This window comes from Amycolatopsis sp. WAC 04169, from assembly GCF_003947535.1.
GTDB classification, from domain to species: domain Bacteria; phylum Actinomycetota; class Actinomycetes; order Mycobacteriales; family Pseudonocardiaceae; genus Amycolatopsis; species Amycolatopsis keratiniphila.
Window position 1 is genome coordinate 880,630 of sequence record NZ_QHJI01000001.1, and the last position, 17,057, is coordinate 897,686.

At 69.1% G+C, this 17,057-nt stretch carries 22 protein-coding genes; 13 read left to right on the plus strand and 9 right to left on the minus strand.

The annotated features are described in order from the left end of the window. The first annotated feature begins 18 nt into the window (after positions 1-18). On the plus strand, positions 19-1,317 hold the full coding sequence (locus tag DMC61_RS04300) for a DUF445 domain-containing protein (RefSeq protein WP_125686929.1): 1,299 nt from the start codon (positions 19-21) through the stop codon (positions 1,315-1,317). A gap of 182 nt (positions 1,318-1,499) precedes the next feature. On the opposite strand, the gene DMC61_RS04305 is transcribed toward DMC61_RS04300, so the two are convergent. Continuing rightward, entirely contained in the window at positions 1,500-1,967 is a 468-nt protein-coding gene (locus DMC61_RS04305) for a CGNR zinc finger domain-containing protein (protein ID WP_037333063.1), read from the minus strand. Between the two features lie 93 nt (positions 1,968-2,060). Between DMC61_RS04305 and DMC61_RS04310 the strand changes: the two genes are divergently transcribed. The 3 genes from DMC61_RS04310 to DMC61_RS04320 are packed head-to-tail and all read left to right on the plus strand — an operon-like array spanning position 2,061 to position 3,499. Continuing rightward, positions 2,061-2,429 carry a VOC family protein gene (locus DMC61_RS04310; protein ID WP_016330885.1) on the plus strand — a complete coding sequence of 123 codons (369 nt, stop codon included), beginning with the start codon at positions 2,061-2,063 and terminating at the stop codon, positions 2,427-2,429. 33 nt (positions 2,430-2,462) lie between these two features. Next, positions 2,463-2,840: a zf-TFIIB domain-containing protein gene (locus tag DMC61_RS04315; protein WP_073846206.1), complete on the plus strand. Its 378-nt coding sequence runs from the start codon at positions 2,463-2,465 to the stop codon at positions 2,838-2,840. A 2-nt stretch (positions 2,841-2,842) separates the two neighbouring features. Further along, positions 2,843-3,499, plus strand: a complete 657-nt coding sequence (locus tag DMC61_RS04320; RefSeq protein WP_125686931.1) for an AAA family ATPase — start codon at positions 2,843-2,845, stop codon at positions 3,497-3,499. Here the strand turns inward: DMC61_RS04320 and DMC61_RS04325 are convergent. Further along, positions 3,464-4,594: a methyltransferase domain-containing protein gene (locus DMC61_RS04325; protein WP_125686933.1), complete on the minus strand. Its 1,131-nt coding sequence runs from the start codon at positions 4,592-4,594 to the stop codon at positions 3,464-3,466. The two genes, DMC61_RS04320 and DMC61_RS04325, sit on opposite strands and share 36 nt — an antisense overlap. A 151-nt stretch (positions 4,595-4,745) precedes the next feature. Here DMC61_RS04325 and DMC61_RS04330 point away from each other — a divergent pair, with 151 nt between their 5' ends. The 5 genes from DMC61_RS04330 to DMC61_RS04350 all read left to right on the plus strand — a co-directional run bounded on the left by DMC61_RS04330 (position 4,746) and on the right by DMC61_RS04350 (position 8,218). Next, complete coding sequence (locus tag DMC61_RS04330; RefSeq protein WP_125687147.1) at positions 4,746-5,153, plus strand: helix-turn-helix domain-containing protein; 408 nt, start codon at positions 4,746-4,748, stop codon at positions 5,151-5,153. Then, positions 5,150-5,824, plus strand: a complete 675-nt coding sequence (locus tag DMC61_RS04335; RefSeq protein WP_125678936.1) for a hypothetical protein — start codon at positions 5,150-5,152, stop codon at positions 5,822-5,824. The genes DMC61_RS04330 and DMC61_RS04335 overlap by 4 nt, the downstream gene beginning before the upstream one ends. A gap of 84 nt (positions 5,825-5,908) precedes the next feature. Continuing rightward, on the plus strand, positions 5,909-6,202 hold the full coding sequence (locus DMC61_RS04340; protein WP_016330891.1) for a DUF2516 family protein: 294 nt from the start codon (positions 5,909-5,911) through the stop codon (positions 6,200-6,202). Positions 6,203-6,215: 13 nt separating this feature from the next. Continuing rightward, complete coding sequence (locus DMC61_RS04345) at positions 6,216-6,770, plus strand: YbaK/EbsC family protein (RefSeq protein WP_063271880.1); 555 nt, start codon at positions 6,216-6,218, stop codon at positions 6,768-6,770. After that, on the plus strand, positions 6,767-8,218 hold the full coding sequence (locus DMC61_RS04350) for an aromatic amino acid lyase (RefSeq protein ID WP_125686935.1): 1,452 nt from the start codon (positions 6,767-6,769) through the stop codon (positions 8,216-8,218). Before DMC61_RS04345 ends, DMC61_RS04350 begins: the two co-directional genes overlap by 4 nt. Here DMC61_RS04350 and DMC61_RS04355 read toward each other — a convergent pair. Both DMC61_RS04355 and DMC61_RS04360 read right to left on the minus strand, forming a co-directional pair. Next, entirely contained in the window at positions 8,157-8,873 is a 717-nt protein-coding gene (locus DMC61_RS04355; protein ID WP_043848531.1) for an ABC transporter permease, read from the minus strand. The genes DMC61_RS04350 and DMC61_RS04355 overlap by 62 nt on opposite strands. Continuing rightward, a complete protein-coding gene (locus DMC61_RS04360; RefSeq protein WP_016330894.1) occupies positions 8,870-9,556 on the minus strand; it encodes an ABC transporter permease in 687 nt (228 codons plus the stop codon). Before DMC61_RS04360 ends, DMC61_RS04355 begins: the two co-directional genes overlap by 4 nt. 173 nt (positions 9,557-9,729) lie before the next feature. Here DMC61_RS04360 and DMC61_RS04365 point away from each other — a divergent pair, with 173 nt between their 5' ends. The 3 genes from DMC61_RS04365 (at position 9,730) to DMC61_RS04375 (ending at position 12,308) form a co-directional block, all read left to right on the plus strand. Beyond that, positions 9,730-10,626, plus strand: coding sequence for an ABC transporter substrate-binding protein (locus DMC61_RS04365; protein ID WP_199749899.1), 897 nt, complete (start codon positions 9,730-9,732; stop codon positions 10,624-10,626). A gap of 149 nt (positions 10,627-10,775) precedes the next feature. Next, the gene (locus DMC61_RS04370; RefSeq protein ID WP_016330896.1) at positions 10,776-11,210 is read left to right on the plus strand and encodes an SRPBCC family protein; all 435 of its coding nucleotides are present in this window, start codon (positions 10,776-10,778) and stop codon (positions 11,208-11,210) included. A gap of 99 nt (positions 11,211-11,309) precedes the next feature. After that, positions 11,310-12,308, plus strand: a complete 999-nt coding sequence (locus tag DMC61_RS04375; protein WP_125686939.1) for an NADP-dependent oxidoreductase — start codon at positions 11,310-11,312, stop codon at positions 12,306-12,308. A gap of 79 nt (positions 12,309-12,387) precedes the next feature. On the opposite strand, the gene DMC61_RS04380 is transcribed toward DMC61_RS04375, so the two are convergent. The 5 genes from DMC61_RS04380 to DMC61_RS04400 all read right to left on the minus strand — a co-directional run bounded on the left by DMC61_RS04380 (position 12,388) and on the right by DMC61_RS04400 (position 15,894). Then, the gene (locus DMC61_RS04380; RefSeq protein WP_063274379.1) at positions 12,388-13,017 is read right to left on the minus strand and encodes a pyridoxamine 5'-phosphate oxidase family protein; all 630 of its coding nucleotides are present in this window, start codon (positions 13,015-13,017) and stop codon (positions 12,388-12,390) included. A 15-nt stretch (positions 13,018-13,032) separates the two neighbouring features. Beyond that, complete coding sequence (purU, locus tag DMC61_RS04385; RefSeq protein WP_199749882.1) at positions 13,033-13,917, minus strand: formyltetrahydrofolate deformylase; 885 nt, start codon at positions 13,915-13,917, stop codon at positions 13,033-13,035. After that, positions 13,895-14,554, minus strand: coding sequence for a DedA family protein (locus tag DMC61_RS04390; protein WP_016330900.1), 660 nt, complete (start codon positions 14,552-14,554; stop codon positions 13,895-13,897). Before DMC61_RS04390 ends, purU begins: the two co-directional genes overlap by 23 nt. A 63-nt stretch (positions 14,555-14,617) precedes the next feature. Continuing rightward, entirely contained in the window at positions 14,618-15,415 is a 798-nt protein-coding gene (locus DMC61_RS04395; protein WP_125686943.1) for a class I SAM-dependent methyltransferase, read from the minus strand. Then, entirely contained in the window at positions 15,397-15,894 is a 498-nt protein-coding gene (locus DMC61_RS04400; protein ID WP_125686945.1) for a DUF2505 domain-containing protein, read from the minus strand. The genes DMC61_RS04395 and DMC61_RS04400 overlap by 19 nt, the downstream gene beginning before the upstream one ends. Before the next feature lie 26 nt (positions 15,895-15,920). Here DMC61_RS04400 and DMC61_RS04405 point away from each other — a divergent pair, with 26 nt between their 5' ends. After that, positions 15,921-16,973, plus strand: coding sequence for a UDP-N-acetylmuramate dehydrogenase (locus tag DMC61_RS04405; protein ID WP_125686947.1), 1,053 nt, complete (start codon positions 15,921-15,923; stop codon positions 16,971-16,973). The last annotated feature ends 84 nt before the right edge of the window (positions 16,974-17,057 follow it).

The window sequence follows — 17,057 nt, forward strand, 5'->3', positions numbered from 1 at the left end:
CTCACGGACAATGGCGGTGTGGAGCAACTGACGCCCGCCAAGGTGACCCCAGCCGATCCGCCCGGTGGAACCGCCGCCGAGGAGGAGAAGCGCCGCGGCCTGCGCAAGATGAAGATGGTCGCGCTGTCGTTCCTGCTCGGCGCGACGGTGATCTTCCTGCTGACCAGCTGGGCCGAGGCCGCCGGCTGGCCCGCGTGGGTCGGCTACGTCCGCGCGGCCGCCGAGGCAGGGATGGTCGGCGCGCTCGCCGACTGGTTCGCGGTGACGGCGCTGTTCCGGCATCCGCTGCGGATCAAGATCCCGCACACCGCGATCATCCCGAACAAGAAGGACGCGCTGGGCAGCAGCCTCGGTGACTTCGTCGGCTCGAACTTCCTGTCCGAGTCCGTGGTCCGCGAGAAGCTGAGCCGGGTCGAGGTCTCGAAGCGGCTCGGCGGCTGGCTCTCGCAGCCCGCCAACGCCGAACGCGTGACGTCCGAGCTGGCCACCGTCGTACGGGCGGCGGTCAAGGTGCTCCGCGACGAGGACGTCCAGGCGATCATGGAACAGGCCGTGGTCAAGCGGATCGTGGACAAGCCGTGGGGGCCGCCGCTCGGCAAGATCCTGGAGGGCGTGTTCGCCGACGGGGCGCACCACAAGCTCGTGGACCTGATGTGCGACCGCGCCTACGAATGGGTGCGGGACAACCACACGACGATGCTCCGCGTGGTCTCGGACCGGGCGCCGAGCTGGTCGCCGAAATTCGTCGACGAGATGCTCGCGGACAAGGTCTACGGCGAGGTGCTGTCGTTCGTCTGGGCGGTGAAGACCGACGTCAACCACCCCATGCGGCTGGCGCTGGACAAATTCCTCGGCGAGTTCGCCCAGGATCTGCAGACCGACCCCGAGGTGATGGCGCGCGCCGAGCAGGTCAAGTCCCAGATGCTGGGGCACGACGAGGTGCAGAAGCTGATCGGTTCGGCGTGGGCGACGGCGAAGGAGATGCTGCTCAACGCCGCCGAAGACCCGTCGAGCGAGCTGCGGCGCCGCGTGCGCACGGGCCTCGAGACGCTCGGCGGACGACTGGTCTCCGACGAGCACATCCGGTCCAAAGTGGACACTTGGGTGGAGGGGGCGGCGGCCTACGTCGTCACGCACTACTCCAAGGAGATCACCACGATCATCACCGACACCGTGGAGCGCTGGGACGCCGAGGAGACCTCGCGCAAGATCGAGCTCCAGGTGGGCCGGGATCTGCAGTTCATCCGGATCAACGGCACGGTGGTCGGCGCGCTCGCCGGCCTGGTCATCTACACGGTCGCGCAGCTGCTCTTCTGAGCCGCCGCGCCTATACCACACTCCGGAGGCCGCACCGGGAGTTGTCCACAGGAAGTGGAGTCATCCCCAGGGTTATCCACAGCTTTTCACGTTTTTGGCCTAACGCTGTGCACAACCCCTGGGGGTAACTCGGGGGTGGGTGACACCAGAAGTTGTGGTCGTTCGGGTCCGGCGCGGACTTCTCAGGTCGAGACGTCCGCGGTCCGGGCCCGCCAGGCCCTCGCCTTTTCGCGGTTCCCGCAGGCCCGCATCGAGCACCACGTCCTCGACCGGTTCCGCGATTCGTCGTAGAACGCCCACAGGCAGTCGTCCGCCGGGCAGATCTTGAGCCGGATCCACTCGCCGAGCACGGTCAGCCGGGTCGACGCCGCCAGCACCGCTTCACAGACCGTTTCCGAGACCAGGAGCGGGCCTTCCGTACCGAGGACGATCTCCGCCGGAGCGCGCAGGCCGAGCCGGGGGAGTCGCGGATCGCCGATCGCCGCCCTCAGCGCGTCCCGGGTTTCGCGTGCGGCCGCGGGGGTATCCGCGCGCAGCCGGTGATCGCGGGCCCAGCGTTGCCAGGACTCCAGCTCGTCCAGGAGGTCGGTGCCGCGTTCGACGTTCACCGTGTTCAGAAACTCGACCACCAGGGACGCGTCGGTGTTCACCCCGCCCAGTGTACGGGCGAGACCGGTTGTCATCGGCTTTGATAACCCTCATACTCGGTTCACTGGTTACTCGATCATTCTGGAGGCTGAACCATGGGTGCGGTACCGACCTTCGGCGCGGTGGCGCTCGACTGCCCGGATCCCGTCGCGCTGGCGGAGTTCTATCGCGAGCTGCTCGACTGGAAGGCGGCCGAAGTCGCCGAAGACGGCCATTGGGTGACCTTGCGGAACCCGGAGGGCGGCGCGCGGTTCTCGTTCCAGCGCGTGCCGGACTACCGGCCGCCCGCGTGGCCGTCCGCCGAGAACCCGCAGCAGGCGCATATCGACCTCGACGTCACCGACATGGAGGCCGCCCACGAGCGCGCGCTGGCCATCGGCGCGAAGCTGCTCGACGACTCCCCGGAGACCTTCCGGGTCTACGCGGATCCGGTCGGGCACCCGTTTTGTCTGTGCGCCTGCTGACCTCGCGGGAGAAAAATGCGTAATCTCTGATACGTGATTTGTCCGAAGTGCCAGAACGCCATGAAGACCGTCGACAAGAACGGCATCCACATCGACCAGTGCCAGGGATGCCGCGGCATCTTCCTGGACCGCGGTGAGCTGGAAGCCATCACCAACGCCGAGACCTCGTACTACGGCGGCGGCGGGCACCAGCCCCCGCCGTACCAGGGAGGTGGGCACGCGCCGGCGCCGCATTACGGCCGTCCGGACTCGCCCCGCCCGCACCGTGGGGGCTACGCCGACTCGCCGAAGGGCTACCGGGGCGGGTACTCGGACTCGCCCAAGGGGTACCGCGGCGGATACGCGGACTCTCCGCACGGCTACGGCCACAAGCGTCGCAAGGGCGGCTTCCTCGAGGGCCTCTTCGACTGACCGTGGTCCTCGATCTCAAGATCTGCCCGGCCTGCGGTGATCGCGCCGAACGGCCACGAGTCGAGAGCGGGCTGCTGGTGTGCGCGGTATGCGCGCACCGGTGGCCGTTCCGGCGGCTCCCGCTGTTCGCGCTGACCGGACCGAGCGGGGCGGGCAAGTCGACGGTCGGGCCGCTGCTGGCGCGACGGCTCGGCGATCTCGCGCTCGTGGTCGAGCAGGACGTGCTGTGGACCGGGGCGCTGCGCGACGACGTCCCCGGCCATCCCGCGTTCCGCTCGACCTGGTTGCGGATGGCGGCGATGCTGCACCAGAACGGGCGCCCGGTCGTGCTCTGCGGCACGGTCGCGCCGCCCGAATTCGAGCGGTTGCCTGAGCGCGTCTTCTTCTCCGACATCCACTACCTGGCGCTCGTCAGCGAGCCCGACGCGCTGCGCAAGCGTTTGCTGGCGCGGCCCGCCTGGCGCGAGTGGGACGAGGAACGCGTCGAGGAGATGCTGGAGTTCAACGCGTGGCTGCAAGCGGAAGCGTCCGCGATGCAGCCGCCGGTCGAGCTGTTCGACACCACCCACATCCCGGTCGAAGACGCCGTCGACCACGTCGAGCAGTGGGTGCGCGGCCTGCTTTCAGGGGCTCAACGGCCATGTGCGGCCCTCGGGTGAATCCAGCCAGATCACCTGTTCGTCCCCGTCGAGGCTGAGCTCGAACCGGTCCCGTCCGGGCTCGCCGAGGTCGAGCCATTCCTCATACGCGGCTTCGACGATCTCCCACAGCCGCCGCGGGCCGCCTTCGGCCACTTCGAACCCGTCGCCCGCCTGCCGATGGCGCAGCCAGGAGCCGTCCGGGTGAACCATGGCGGTGCTCCGGCCGTCCCGTGAGGCCGTCACGCCCGGCAGGCAGAGCCCGGCGAAGAACTCGAAACGGCTGCGGGCCTCGGTGATCACCCCCATCGGCAGCCGCGTCGGCCGCCAGGTGACCTCGCCCTCCGGCACCTTCGACTGCTTGAACCGGTGTGCGCGCAGCGGCATGAAGCGACCGTCGCGCGCGAGCACCCGCCCGTGCCCCGTCGCGCCTTCGCCCGCGACGATCCCGACGAGCACGCCGCCGATCGGCCGGTTCAGCGTGGTGAGGATCAGCCCGCCGGGCATCGTCTGCGCCAGCCACGCGGGCGGGATCGACGACACCGAGCAGGTGCAGATCACCCGGTCGTAGAGCACTCCCGCCGGGAAACCCTCGGCGCCGTCGGCGGCCGCGCACGAGGGCACGTAACCGATCTCCGCGAGCCGTTTGCGCGCGGCGTCGACGAGCTCCGGGTCGATGTCCACTGTGTACACGAGCCCGGCGCCGAGGCGGTGGCACAGCAACGCGGTGTTGTACCCGGTGCCCGTGCCGATCTCCAGTACGCGATGTCCGTCGGCGACCCGGAGCTCTTCGAGCATGATCGCCATGATCGCCGGCTGGCTGGACGAACTCGTCGGTGTTCCCGGCTGCGCGCCGAGATACCGCGCCCGTTCCCAGAGCCCGGAATCGTCGTCCAGCTGCACGACCAGTACGTCGGGTGAGTAGACGCGCCTGAGCCACTCGTCGTCGCCGTGCTCGACCGCGGCCCAGCCGTTCGCCGCCGGGACGAAGAACCGCGGCAGGAAGACGTGCCTCGGCACGGAGCGGAACGCGGTCATCCAGCGCGCGTCGTGCAGCACGCCCTCGGCGAGCAGATGCTCGACGAGGCGCCGCCGCAGCCGCGTGGCGTTCGACATCCCTCCACGGTAGCCGGGTGAGCACCAACACACCCGATGGTTGCAAGCAGAGTGCTTGCAATTGCTAGCACTCGGGCGTAGCGTTGAAGACGTCGCGAGGAGGTGACCGATGTCAGACACCGACCGGGATCAGCCCATATCGGGCGGACCGATGGAGAAGGTCGCGGACATCGCTTCCGACATCGGCGAGTACATCCGCCAGCAGCGCAGCAACGCGAAGATCTCCTTGCGGCAGCTGTCGAAACTCGCCGGCGTGTCCAATCCGTACCTGAGCCAGATCGAGCGTGGGGTCCGCAAACCCAGCGCGGAGATCCTGCAGCAGATCGCCAAGGGCCTGCGTATCTCGGCCGAGGCGCTCTACGTGCAAGCGGGAATCCTCGATCTGCCGACTGGCGGCCCGGTCGGCGACGCGATCCGCGCCGACACCGAGCTGACCGAACGGCAGAAGCAGGTCCTGCTCGACGTCTACGAATCGTTCCGCCGCGAGAACGCCGCCGCGAAGCCAGAGCCGGTGGCGCCAACCCCAGAACAAGCCGCCGAATCCAAGGAGTCAGCATGACCACCGCCACGAAGAACGACCGCAAGCACACCGCCCTCGACCAGGTCCGCACGCCGCTGCTGGCCGCCCTGGGCGCCGGCAACCTGGCCGGACAGGCCGTCGTCGACGCCGTGTCGAAGGCCAAGGAGAAGGTCGTCGAGGGCAGCGAGACCGCCCGCAAGAACATCGAAGAGCTCCCGCACGACGTCGAGGGTCTCCGCGAGAAGCTGGACCCGGCCGAGCTGCGCAAGGTCATCGACGAGTACACCGAGGCCGCGCTGAAGCTGTACAACAAGCTGGCCGAGTCCGGCGAGCAGGCGTGGGACAAGATCGCCGCGCAGCCGCAGGTCAAGAAGGCCATCGAGCAGCTCGAGGACGCGATCAGCACCGCGCAGGACCGCGTCGAGGGGGCGACCACCGACGCCCGTGAGCGCATCGACACCGTGCTCGGCAAGGTCACCAAGGGCACCCGCTCCGTCGGCGAGAAGACCGCCCGCAAGGTGACCGAGGTCGCCGGCGAGATCGCCGACGAGGTCGAGGAGATCGGCGACGACCTCGCGCACGAGACCCGCTCGGCTTCGCGCAAGGTCGCCAACAAGACCGCGCCGAAGACCACGACCACCGCGCGCCGTACCACCACCAGCCCGGCCGCCAAGAAGCCGGCGACCGCGCCGAAGACCACCGAGAAGTAAGGTCCGCGTGAATTCCAGGGCCCCTGGCACCGCTTCGGTGCCGGGGGCCCGGGTCATTCGCCCGGTTTGACGTAAGCTGAGTTCGTGTTCGTTGCCAACTGGATCCTCATCGCCATCCATTGGGGCGGCGCGCTGACGGGGCTGTTCGCGTTCGTGCACGCGCTGTTGCAGCGTGCGGACGCGTATTCGGCCGCCGATCGGAAGACCAAGCCCATCTGGATGCTCATCACCGGTGGATCCACCGTGGTGCTGACGTTCTTCCAGTTCTACGGCGGCGGCATGATCCTGTGGCTGCCCGCGCTGGTCGCGGTCCTGGTCTACCTCGTGGACGTCCGGCCCAAGCTCATCGAGGTCCAGCGCGGCGGCCGTAACTGGTGATTAGGGTGGCGGTGTGACTGACTGGACCATCGCCGGAACCCTCACCGTCGTCCCCGCCCTCACCCGCACGGATCTGCTCGCCGAGCCCGTCGCCAAGGCGCTCGCCGCCCTGCCCGATCCGGACGCCGTCGGCGTCGTCGAGATCGACGCCGAGCTGGCCGACACCGCCGCCTTCTGCGAGGCGTACGGCTCACCGCTCTCCGCGTCCGCGAACTGCGTCGTCGTCGCCGGCAAACGCGCCGGTGAGGTGCGCTTCGCCGCCGCGATGATCCTCGCCACCACCCGCGCCGACGTGAACGGCGTGATCAAGCGCCGTCTCGACGTCCGCAAGGCCTCCTTCGCCCCGATGGACGAGGCCGTCTCGCTCACCGGAATGGAGTACGGCGGCATCACGCCGGTCGGGCTGCCCGGGGAGTGGCCGATCCTCATCGACCAGCGCGTCGCCGACGAACCCGAGCTGGTCATCGGCAGCGGTATCCGCGGCGGCAAGCTGCTGATCCCGGGCTCCGTCCTCGCGTCCCTGCCCGGCGCCGAGGTGATCGACGGGCTCGCGCGCCCCGTCGAGTGAGGCTGTCCACAAAGGACTTCCCGTTGGCCTCCGCCTTCGAGGCGGAGGTCATCGAGATCGACCCGGCGTTGCTGGCGAGGCTCGGCGAGAACCGTGCCCGGGTCCTCGCCGCGCTGGACGAGCGCCCCGTTTACGGCGTGAACACCGGCATGGGGCGGCTCGCGGGGGTCGCCGCGCCCGCGTCGAGTGAGCACCAGCGGAACCTGCTGATCGGCCGTGCCGTCGGCGGCCCGCCGTGGCTCTCGGCCGACGAGGTGCGGTGGCTGCTGCTGGTGCGCCTGCGGGATCTGCTCGCGCCCGAAGCCGGCGCCAGTCCGGAGCTCGTGACCTTCCTCGTCGACCGGCTGAACGAGCGGTTCACCCCCGCCGTGCCTCGGACGGGGCTGGGCAGCGCAGGCGAGATCATCCCGCTGGCGCACGCCTTCCAGACCTTCCTCGGCCTCGGGACCGTGCTGGTGGACGGCGTCGAGACCCCTGCGTCGGAGGTGCTGGCGGAGCCGTACGAGCCAGGCCTCAAGGAGGCGGCGACCCTCATCCAGGGTTCGCCGCTGGCCGAGACGCTCGCCGCTTTCGCGCTTGCCGAGGTGCGGCAGGTGGTGGAACTCCAGACGCTGGCCGCCGCCATCGCGATCGACGTTCTCGGTGCGCCGCAAGGGATCTATCGTCCCGCGTTGGCGGGAGACGATCAGGTGCTGCGTTCGGTCCTGTGCGAGGTGAGCGGCCTGATCCGAGGTGGTGTCGAACGGCCGGTCGTGCAGGCACCCGTTTCCGTGCGGGTGGCACCGCGCGCGCTCGCTCATCTGACGCGGGTCGCCGCCGAACTGGGCGGGGTGCTCGGGCGCTCGGTGCCGACCGATTCACCCGTGTTCCTCGATGGCGAATTCGTGTCCACGACCGGGTTTCATGCCGTCGAACTCGGGCTGCGGATGGACGCGGTGACGGCGGCGCTGGTGCACCTCGGCGAAGTGAGCGTGCAGCGGACGCACCGATTGCTCGACGAGCGGTTCAGTGGTCTTCCCGCGCAGCTCGCGGTGGTGCCGGGGCCGCAGGCCGGGCTGGTCCCGTTGCACAAACGCGCGGTGGGGGAGTTGCACGCGCTGCGGCGCCTCGCCACACCCGCGACGTTGGGTTCCGTCGACACCTCCGGTGGGCAGGAGGACGTGCAGGCGTTCGCCTGGGCGGCGGGGAACCAGCTCCGTGACGCTTGCGCGCGGATGTTCGCCATCACCGCCTGCGAGCTGATCACGGGTTCGCAGGCACGGTGGCTGGCATCCGGCGATGGGGCGCCCGAGCTGCGCGCGACCTACGAGCGGCTGCGGGAGCTGGTGCCGCCCGTCGAGGAGGACCGGGCGCTGGGCCCGGCGGTGACGGCGGTGGTTTCGGCGCTCAGGAACGGGTTTCCGCACGGGACTGGATCGCCAGCCCGCGCGGAGTCACCCAACGCGTGACGAGCGCGAAAACCCCTTCACACACCAAAGCCAGCACGACGACCGCGATCCCGCCCGCCAGGATCTCGCCGTGGCCGGGTTCTCCGAGCGCGAAACCGTCCACAATGTACCGTCCGAGCCCGCCGCCGTCGTTGACGATCGCGCCGATCGCGACGGTCGCCACCAGTTGCAGGAACGCGACGCGGGCACCCGCGAGGATGACCGGTGAGGCGAGCGGCAACTCCAGGCGCAGCATGATCTGCCACTCGCGGTAGCCGGTTCCGCGCGCGGCGTCGACGGTTTCCTGCTCCAGCTGGATGACGCCCGCGTAGGTGTTGGTGAACAACGGCGGCAGCGCCAACGCCACCAGCGCGAGCATCAACGGCCAGAAGCTCGTGTCGGCTTCGAGCCGGGAAGCCAGGAACCAGAACAGGATCACCAGCCCGAAGCTGGGGATCGCGCGGCCGATGTTCACCGCGCTGGTCGCGAGGAACTGCGCGCGGCGGTAGTGCGCCAGCCACAACGCGGGCGGGATCGTCAGCACGGCCGAGATCGCCAGTGCCAGCAAGGAGAACTGGAGATGCTCGACGGTCCGGTACGGCACGCCCGCCGGATCGGTCCAGCTCCAGCGGTTCGGCTCGCCGAACCATTCGATGGTCTGGTCGATGATGCTCATCGCGACGCCGCCTTCCGCGACCACGGCGCGAGCGCGCGCCCACCGAGCCACAGCAGCAGATCCACGAGCACGGCCAGCACCACGGAAAGCCCGACGCCGACGATGATCGACGTCGGATTCGGTGTCGCGGTCTGGATGCCGTTGCGGATGAAGTACCCCAGGCCGCCCTTGCCGAGCATGGAGGTCACCGTCACGAGCCCGATCGTGGTCACCGCCGCGACCCGCAGGCCCGCGATCACCACCGGCAGCGCGAGCGGGAGTTCGACCTGCCACAGGAGCCGCGCACGCGTGAAACCCATGCCTATCGCGGCTTCGCGGACTTCCTTGGGTACTTGTTCGACGCCGGTGACGATGTTGCGGATGAGGATCAGCAACGTGTACGTCGCCAACGGGATCACCGCTGTGGTGAAGGACGTCAGGCCGGTGAAGGGAACCAGAACGGCGAAGGCGCCGAGACTCGGGATGACGTACAGGGAACCGGCCGTGCCCAACGCGATGACGTAGAACCACCGGCGACGCAGCGAAATCGCGGAAACACCGATCGACACCACCAGTCCGATGGCGAGCGCCGCCGCGGTCAGGACGATGTGCTCACCGAGCCGCTCGAAGATCTCGTCGAGGTGGCGATCCACCCAGCGCCACTCGAAGAGCGGCCGTCCGCCCTGGGCGGGAACGGGGAACACGGAGGATGCTCGCACCGGCCGACCTTACCCCGTTCGGGGCGCGGGATTCCGTTCTCTGGGAGCGCAAGGGGTGCAACTCTCAAAATGTGGATTCTGTCGTGACCCGGAGATACTGTCCATTCCTCTGAACGAGTCATAGGAGTGTGCACGTGCGCTGGACACGGAATGTTCGAGTGGGCGCGGTGCTCGCCGCCGCCGTCCTCGGTATGACCGCCTGTGGGGGCGGCGACGACGCGGCGGCCCCGGCCGCGCAGAGCAAGGGCGGGGCACCGATCGTGGTCGCCTCCTTCAACTTCACCGACAGCGTGATCCTCGCCGAGCTGTACGCGAACGCGTTGGAGGCCAAGGGTTACCCGATCACCCGCAAGCTGAACCTCGCTTCGCGCGAGCTGATCTACCCGGCGCTGAAGTCCGGCGAGCTCCAGTTCATCCCGGAGTACCAGGGCGCCGCCATCACCACCGGCTACGGCAAGGAAGCCCCGACGGACGCGGCGGGCGAGCACGAGCAGCTCAAGAAGTTGTTCGAGCCGGACGGTATCGGCCTGCTGGACTACTCGCCGGCGGAGAACAAGAACACCTACATCGTGAAGGCCGATCTCGCCAAGGAGAAGGGGCTGGCGAAGATCAGCGACCTGGCCAAGGTCGGCGACGTCGTCGTCGCCGGTGCTCCGGAATGCGCGGAGCGGCTGCCCTGCTTCAAGGGCTTCACCGACGTCTACAAGCTGAAGGCCACGTTCCAGACGGTGCAGGAGGCGGGCCCGCGCGTCGAGCAGTTGCGGTCCGGCAAGGTCACCGTCATCCCCGTCGACTCGGTGAGCCCGCTCGTCGGCGACCCGCAGTTCGTGGCGCTGGAGGACGACCTCGCCATCGTGCCGACCGAGAACGTCGTGCCCGCGGTGAACAAGAAGGTCCTCGACGAGCGCGGCGCCGACTTCGCGGCCGCCGTCAACGCCGTGAGCAAGGCGCTCGACACCGTGCAGCTGCGTGAGTTGAACAAGCGCGTCGACTCGGACGGCGAGAAGCCGGGCGATGTCGCGAAGGACTGGCTGAAGGAGAAGTCGCTCATCTAGCCCCCTTCGAGTGCCATGAAAGGTCCTTTCCTTGCAAAATTTGCGAGGAAAGGACCTTTCCTTGCATCTGGGCAGGGGGTGCGCGTTCCTCCGGCGGGCAGCGGTGGAATCGTGGACGCTGTCTTGCCATACGGGTGAAAGGGAGTGGGATGGGAAAGGTCACGGCCGTCGCGGAGCGCACCATCGAGGCGCCGGCGGACAAGGTCAGGGCGCTCGTCGCGGACTACGCCGAAACCCGGCCGAAGCTGCTGACGGAGCACTACCGCGACTACGAGGTCATCGAAGGCGGCGTCGGCGCGGGCACGAAGGCGCGCTGGAAGCTGCAGGCCACGTCGAAGCGCGTGCGTGACGTCGCCGCGACGGTGACCGAGCCGTCCGAAGGCACCCTCGTCGAGACCGACGCGAACTCCAGCATGGTCACCACCTGGACCGTCCGCGAGGTGCCGGGCGGCAGCCTCGTCCGCATCGAGACCACCTGGGACGGCGCGGGCGGCATCGGCGGCTTCTTCGAGAAGACCTTCGCGCCCGGTGGGCTCAAGCGGATCTACGAGGGCGTGCTCGGCAAGCTCGCCGAGGTCGTGTAGCCCTCGCCACAATCGGAATGGGCGCCCCGGTTAGCTCGTTGTACCCGTGGTGAATACGGGGCGACCGCCCCGCTTCGGCAACAGACTTGGAGTTACCTCGTGAACGCAACCGAGATCCGGCTCGCCTCCCGTCCGCACGGTGTCCCGACGCCGGAGAATTTCGAGATCGCCGACGTCGAGATCCCGGTGCCGGGCGAGGGACAGATCCTGGTCCGCAACCAGGTGCTGAGCGTGGATCCGTACATGCGCGGCCGGATGAGCAGCGCGAAGTCCTACGCCGAGCCGTACGAGGTCGGCAAGGTCATGCACGGCGGCGCCGTCGGTGAAGTGATCGAGTCCACCGTGGACGATTTCAAGCCCGGCGACATCGTGCTGCACGGCCTCGGCTGGCGTTCGCACGCCGTCGTCGCCGCGAAGCACGCGGTGAAGGTCGACCCGGAAGCCGCCCCGATCACGGCGTACCTCGGCGTCCTCGGCATGACCGGGCTCACCGCGTACGCCGGGCTGCTTGAGGTCGCCGAGTTCAAGGAGGGCGACACCGTCTTCGTGTCCGGCGCGGCGGGTGCCGTCGGGTCGGTCGTCGGCCAGCTGGCGAAGCTGAAGGGCGCGAAGCGGGTCATCGGCAGCGCGGGCACGGACGACAAGGTCAAGTGGCTGACCGACGAGCTGGGCTTCGACGCGGCGTTCAACTACAAGGACGCCCCGGTGGCCGAGCAGCTGCGCGCGGCGGCGCCCGAAGGTATCGACGTGTACTTCGACAACGTCGGTGGCGAGCACCTCGAAGCGGCCATCGACTCGATCAACCTGCACGGCCGGATGGCGATCTGCGGGATGATCTCGGTCTACAACAACACCGAACCGGCCGCGGCGCCGCGCAACCTCGCGTCGATCATCGCGAAGCGGTTCACCATGCGCGGCATGCTGGTCGGTGACCACTACGCGCTGCAGCCGCAGTTCGTGAAGGAGGTCGCTCCGCTGGTCGCCTCCGGGCAGCTGAAGTACTCGGAGACCATTGTGGACGGTATCCGCAACGCGCCGCAGGCGTTCCTGGACCTGTTGGGCGGAGCGAACACCGGCAAGATGCTGGTCCGCGTCTGACCCGCCTCCCGATGCTATGAACGGTCCGTTCCTTGCAAAATTTGCAAGGAACGGACCGTTCATAGCATTCGGGCGGGGCTCAGTACTGCGTCGTGAGCGCGCCTTCGGTCAGCGCCGCATCGAGCGCCTCCGCCGACACGTCCAGCTTCATCTGGTCACGGAAGATCTGGCCCGCGGTCGGCAGGCTCGACCGCTCCGGCCACGTCTCCGGCTTCCACAGCGACGACCGCAGGAAAGCCTTGGCGCAGTGCATGTACAGCTCTTCGACCTCGACCAGGATCGCCAGCGCCGGCCGCTTCCCCTTGACCACCAGGTCGTCGAAGAACGGCGCGTCCGCGACCAGTTTCGCGCGGCCGTTGATCCGCAGGGTCTCGTTCATCCCCGGCACCAGGAACAGCAGCCCGGCGTGCGGGTTTTCGAGGATGTTGGTCTGGCTGTCGAGCAGTTTGTTGCCCGGCCGGTCCGCCAGCACCAGCGTCTTGTCGTCGAGCACCTTCACGGAACCGGCGGGATCGCCGCGCGGCGACACGTCACAGGTCCCGTCGGACGACGCCGTCGCCAGCAGGTAGAACGGCGAGTGTTCGATCAGCGTGCGCGCGTGCGGATCGAGGAAGGGGATGATCTTCCCCTTGGTCCGCTCGGCCGGGTGGCCGAGGTGCTCACGCAGCGCTTCGAGCGTCTCGATCACCTTGATCTCTGAGGTCCCCATAGCGACAGTGAACCACTAGAAGACGACAGTCCGGTTCCCGTGCACCAGCACGCGCCCCTCCAGATGCCACCGCAGCCCGCGCGCCAGCGTCACCTTCTCGATGTCGCGGCCCTTGCGGACCATGTCCTCGACCGAGTCGCCGTGGTCGACGCGGATGACGTCCTGGTCGACGATCGGGCCCGCGTCGAGGTCGGCGGTGACGTAGTGGCAGGTCGCGCCGATGAGCTTCACCCCGCGCGCGTGGGCCTGGTGGTACGGCCGCGCGCCGACGAACGACGGCAGGAAGCTGTGGTGGATGTTGAGCGCCCGCCCGGCCCACGCCTCGCACAGCTCCGGCGGCAGGACCTGCATGAACCGGGCGAGGACGACGGCGTGCGGGTCGTGCTCGTCGACGAGTTTCCGTACCTCGGCGAACGCCGCAGCCTTGGCGGCCGGGTCGCCGGCGGGGAACGGCACGTGGTGGAACGGGATGCCGTGGGCGCGGGTGATGTCTCCCAGCGAAGCATGGTTGCCGATGACGGCGGCGACGTCGACGTCCAGTTCGCCGGACGCGACCCGGCCGAGCAGGTCGTAGAGGCAGTGCCCGGCCTTGGAGACGAGGATCACCGCACGGCGGCGCTCGCCGGTGTCGCTGACCTGCCAGCTCGACTCACTCGAAAGCGACTCCGCGACCTCGGCGAAGCGCGTGCGCAGCTCGGCGGCGTCGAACGGGAGCGAATCGGCGCGGACGACCTGGCGGGTGAAGAACCAGCCGGTGTCCGGGTCCGTGTGATACGCCGCTTCGACGATCCAGCCGCCGTGCTCGGCGAGGAAACCCGAGATACGGGCGATGATGCCGGTGCGGTCAGGGCAGCCGAAGGAGATCACATAGCGACGTTCAGGGTTCGACACGCACACCATTGTCGCTGGTCCCGGCCGCCGCGCGGCGCCGGGTCAGGATGCGCACCCGGACCCGCCGCCCGATCTCGATCGCCGCGACCAGCAGCAAGCCGAGGGCGAAGGACAGCAGAAGGCCCTTCTCCGGTTCGTCCGCGAAGGCGGCTCCGCCGACGAGCCCGATCAGGACGCTGTACACCGCCCAGATGCCCGCGCCGAGGGCGTCGAGCGCGACGAACTTGCGTGGCGGATAGCCGAGGCTGCCGTTGGCGAGCCCGCTCGCGACGCGGCCGCCGGGCAGGTAGCGGGCGGCGAGGATCAGCAGGACCGCGTTGCGCCGCACCTGGATCTTCGCCCATTCGTAGCGCCGGACGCCGTCCGGACCGCGCTGCAGACGGGCGAGCGCCCGCGGGCCCGCGGCGGCGCCGACGGTGTAGCCGAGACAGTCGCCCAGCCAGGCCCCGAGCGCGGCGATCAGCGCGAGCAGTGCCAGCAAGGAGAAGTCCGTGCCGATCAGGACGGCGACGGTGATGACGGTGGTCTCGCTCGGCATGAACGGCAGGAGCGCGTCCAACCCGGACACGAGGAACACGATCACCCACAGCCAGGGCGATCCGAGCGTGCCCTCGAGCAGCCCGGTGACGTACTCCAGCAGTTCCACGGTTCCATGGTGATCACCGCAGGTCGCTTTGGGGTGACGGAGCGGGGTTCGACCGGTGAATTCCTAGTCCGGGGCCACCGACGACCACGGCACCGTCAGTTCACCCAGCCGCCACCGTGACGGCCGGTTCAGCACCGGCCAGCCCCGGGCGGTGAGCAGATGGACGGCGTGCGCCCAGCGGGCGCGGACGCCGAAGTTCTGATGCGGCGCGGCCGTCGCCCAGCATATGTCCAAAGTGGACAGTAGATCGTGGACCCGTTCGCCGGGAACATTGCGGTGGATGAGGATCTTGGGCAGTCGTTCGGCCACTGTGGACGGACGTTCCAGGCTGGCGAGATGTACCGACAGGGTCAGCGTGCGCGGCCCGTCGTGCCCGACGGCGAGCCAGGTGCTCAGCCGTCCGATCTCGTCGCAGGTGCCCTCGACGAGGAGCCCGCCCGGCGTCATCGCGTCCAGCATGAGCGACCAGGCACCCGGGACCTCGGCTTCGTCGTACTGCCGCAGGACGTTGAACGCGCGCACCAGCACCGGCCGTGCCCCGGCCAGCTCGAAGCCGCCGCGCCGGAAGTCCAGCCACGGCTTGTCGACGGCGGATTGCGCGACGGCGACCCGTTCGGCGTCCAGCTCCAGGCCGAGCACGCGGACATCACGGCGGACCGTGCGCAGCCATCGCGCCATCTCGATCGTGGTCACCGGTGAGGCGCCGTAGCCGAGATCCACCACGAGTGGCTCGTTCGCGCGGCGCAGCAGCCGCGTCACCCCCGGATCGCTCGCGAGCCACCGGTCCACCCGGCGGAGCCGGTTCGGGTTGGTCGTGCCCCGGGTCGGTGCCCCGACCGGTTTCAGCGCTCGGCCAGCCATTTCGCGACGAATTCCGCCTCGCGCTCCAGCAGCTTGGTGACCTGTTCGGCGATCACGCCCTCCAGCTTCCCGCCGACGAACGGGATCCGCACCTTGACCTGGCCGCTGTTGACCAGCGTCGTCCGCTCGCCTTCGGCGGTCAGCGACGTCTTCGCGGTGATCTCGCCCGGCACGCCCGAGACCGCCGCCGTCGCGGTGCCGGTGTAGCCGTCCCCGGCCGCCTTCCAGCTCTGCTCGCGCTCGACGATCAGGTCGCCCCGGTGCAGCGTCCGCACGGCCGACGGGAGCTTGTCCGAGCTGATGCCCTGACGCAGCTTGTAGCGCACTCCGTCCGCGGCCGGGACGTACTCCAGCAGTTCCGCGTCGTCGCCGCCGATCTCCTCCAGCCGCGCCCGCAGCGCGGCCTCGCCGGCGACCGCGTCGAACGTGGTCGCGAGGTCTGCGGAGAACGCCGAACGGTGCTCGATACGGGAGGCCATGGCGCCAGACAGTACCGTTCACGGGCGTGAGCACTGCCGAAACTCCCACCCTCGCCGACCACACCACGTTGCGCCTCGGCGGTCCGGCCCGGCGTTATGCCGAGGCGAAGACCGTGCAGGCCCTGGTCGACGCGGTCCGCGAGGCCGACGAAGCGGGCGAGCCGGTCCTGCTGCTCGGCGGCGGCTCGAACCTCGTCGTCGCCGACGACGGTTTCGAGGGCACGGTGCTGAAGGTCGGCAACACCGGCTGGACACGTGACGGAGATCTCGTCGAGGTCGCGGCGGGTGAGAACTGGGACGGTTTCGTCGAGGGCCTGGTCGCCGAGGGCGTCGGCGGACTCGAATGCCTCTCCGGGATCCCCGGTTCGGTCGGCGCGACGCCGATCCAGAACGTCGGCGCGTACGGCTGCGAGGTGGCCGAATCCCTGGTCTCGGTCGATCTCTACGACCGCGCCACCGGCGAGATCCGCACGCTGACCGCCGAAGAGCTCGGCTTCGGGTATCGCACGTCGATCCTGAAGGGGACCGACGCGGGCGTCGTGCTCACAGTGCGCTTCAAGGTCAGCGAAGACGGTCTCTCCGCCCCGATCCGCTACGCCGAACTCGCCCGCACGCTCGGCGTCGAGATCGGTGACCGGGTCCCGGCGGCCGAAGCGCGCGAAGCGGTCCTCGGGCTGCGTCGCGGCAAGGGCATGGTCCTGGACGCCGACGACCACGACACCTGGAGCGCGGGCTCGTTCTTCACCAACCCGATCATCGGCGAGGCCCGGCTGGCGAAGGTGTTGGCGGGCATCGTGGATGTCGTCGGCGAGGACGTGCGCGTGCCGCAGTACCCGGCGCCCGGCGGCACGAAGCTGTCCGCGGCCTGGTTGATCGAGCGGGCCGGGTTCGCGAAGGGCCACGAAGGGCCCGGCGGCCGGGTCTCGCTGTCGACGAAGCACACGCTCGCGCTCACGAACCGGGGCAAGGCCTCGACCGACGACCTTCTCGCTCTGGCGCGCGAAGTGCGCGACGGAGTCGAGGCTCGCTTCGGCGTTTCGCTGCACCCCGAACCCCTGCTCATCAACTGCGCGCTTTGACCGAACAACCCCGACCCACCCTTGTGCGTCTATCCCTCTGAGGGGCGAGGGCGAGTTCCGTCGCCGCGGGTAACGTCGGAGAGG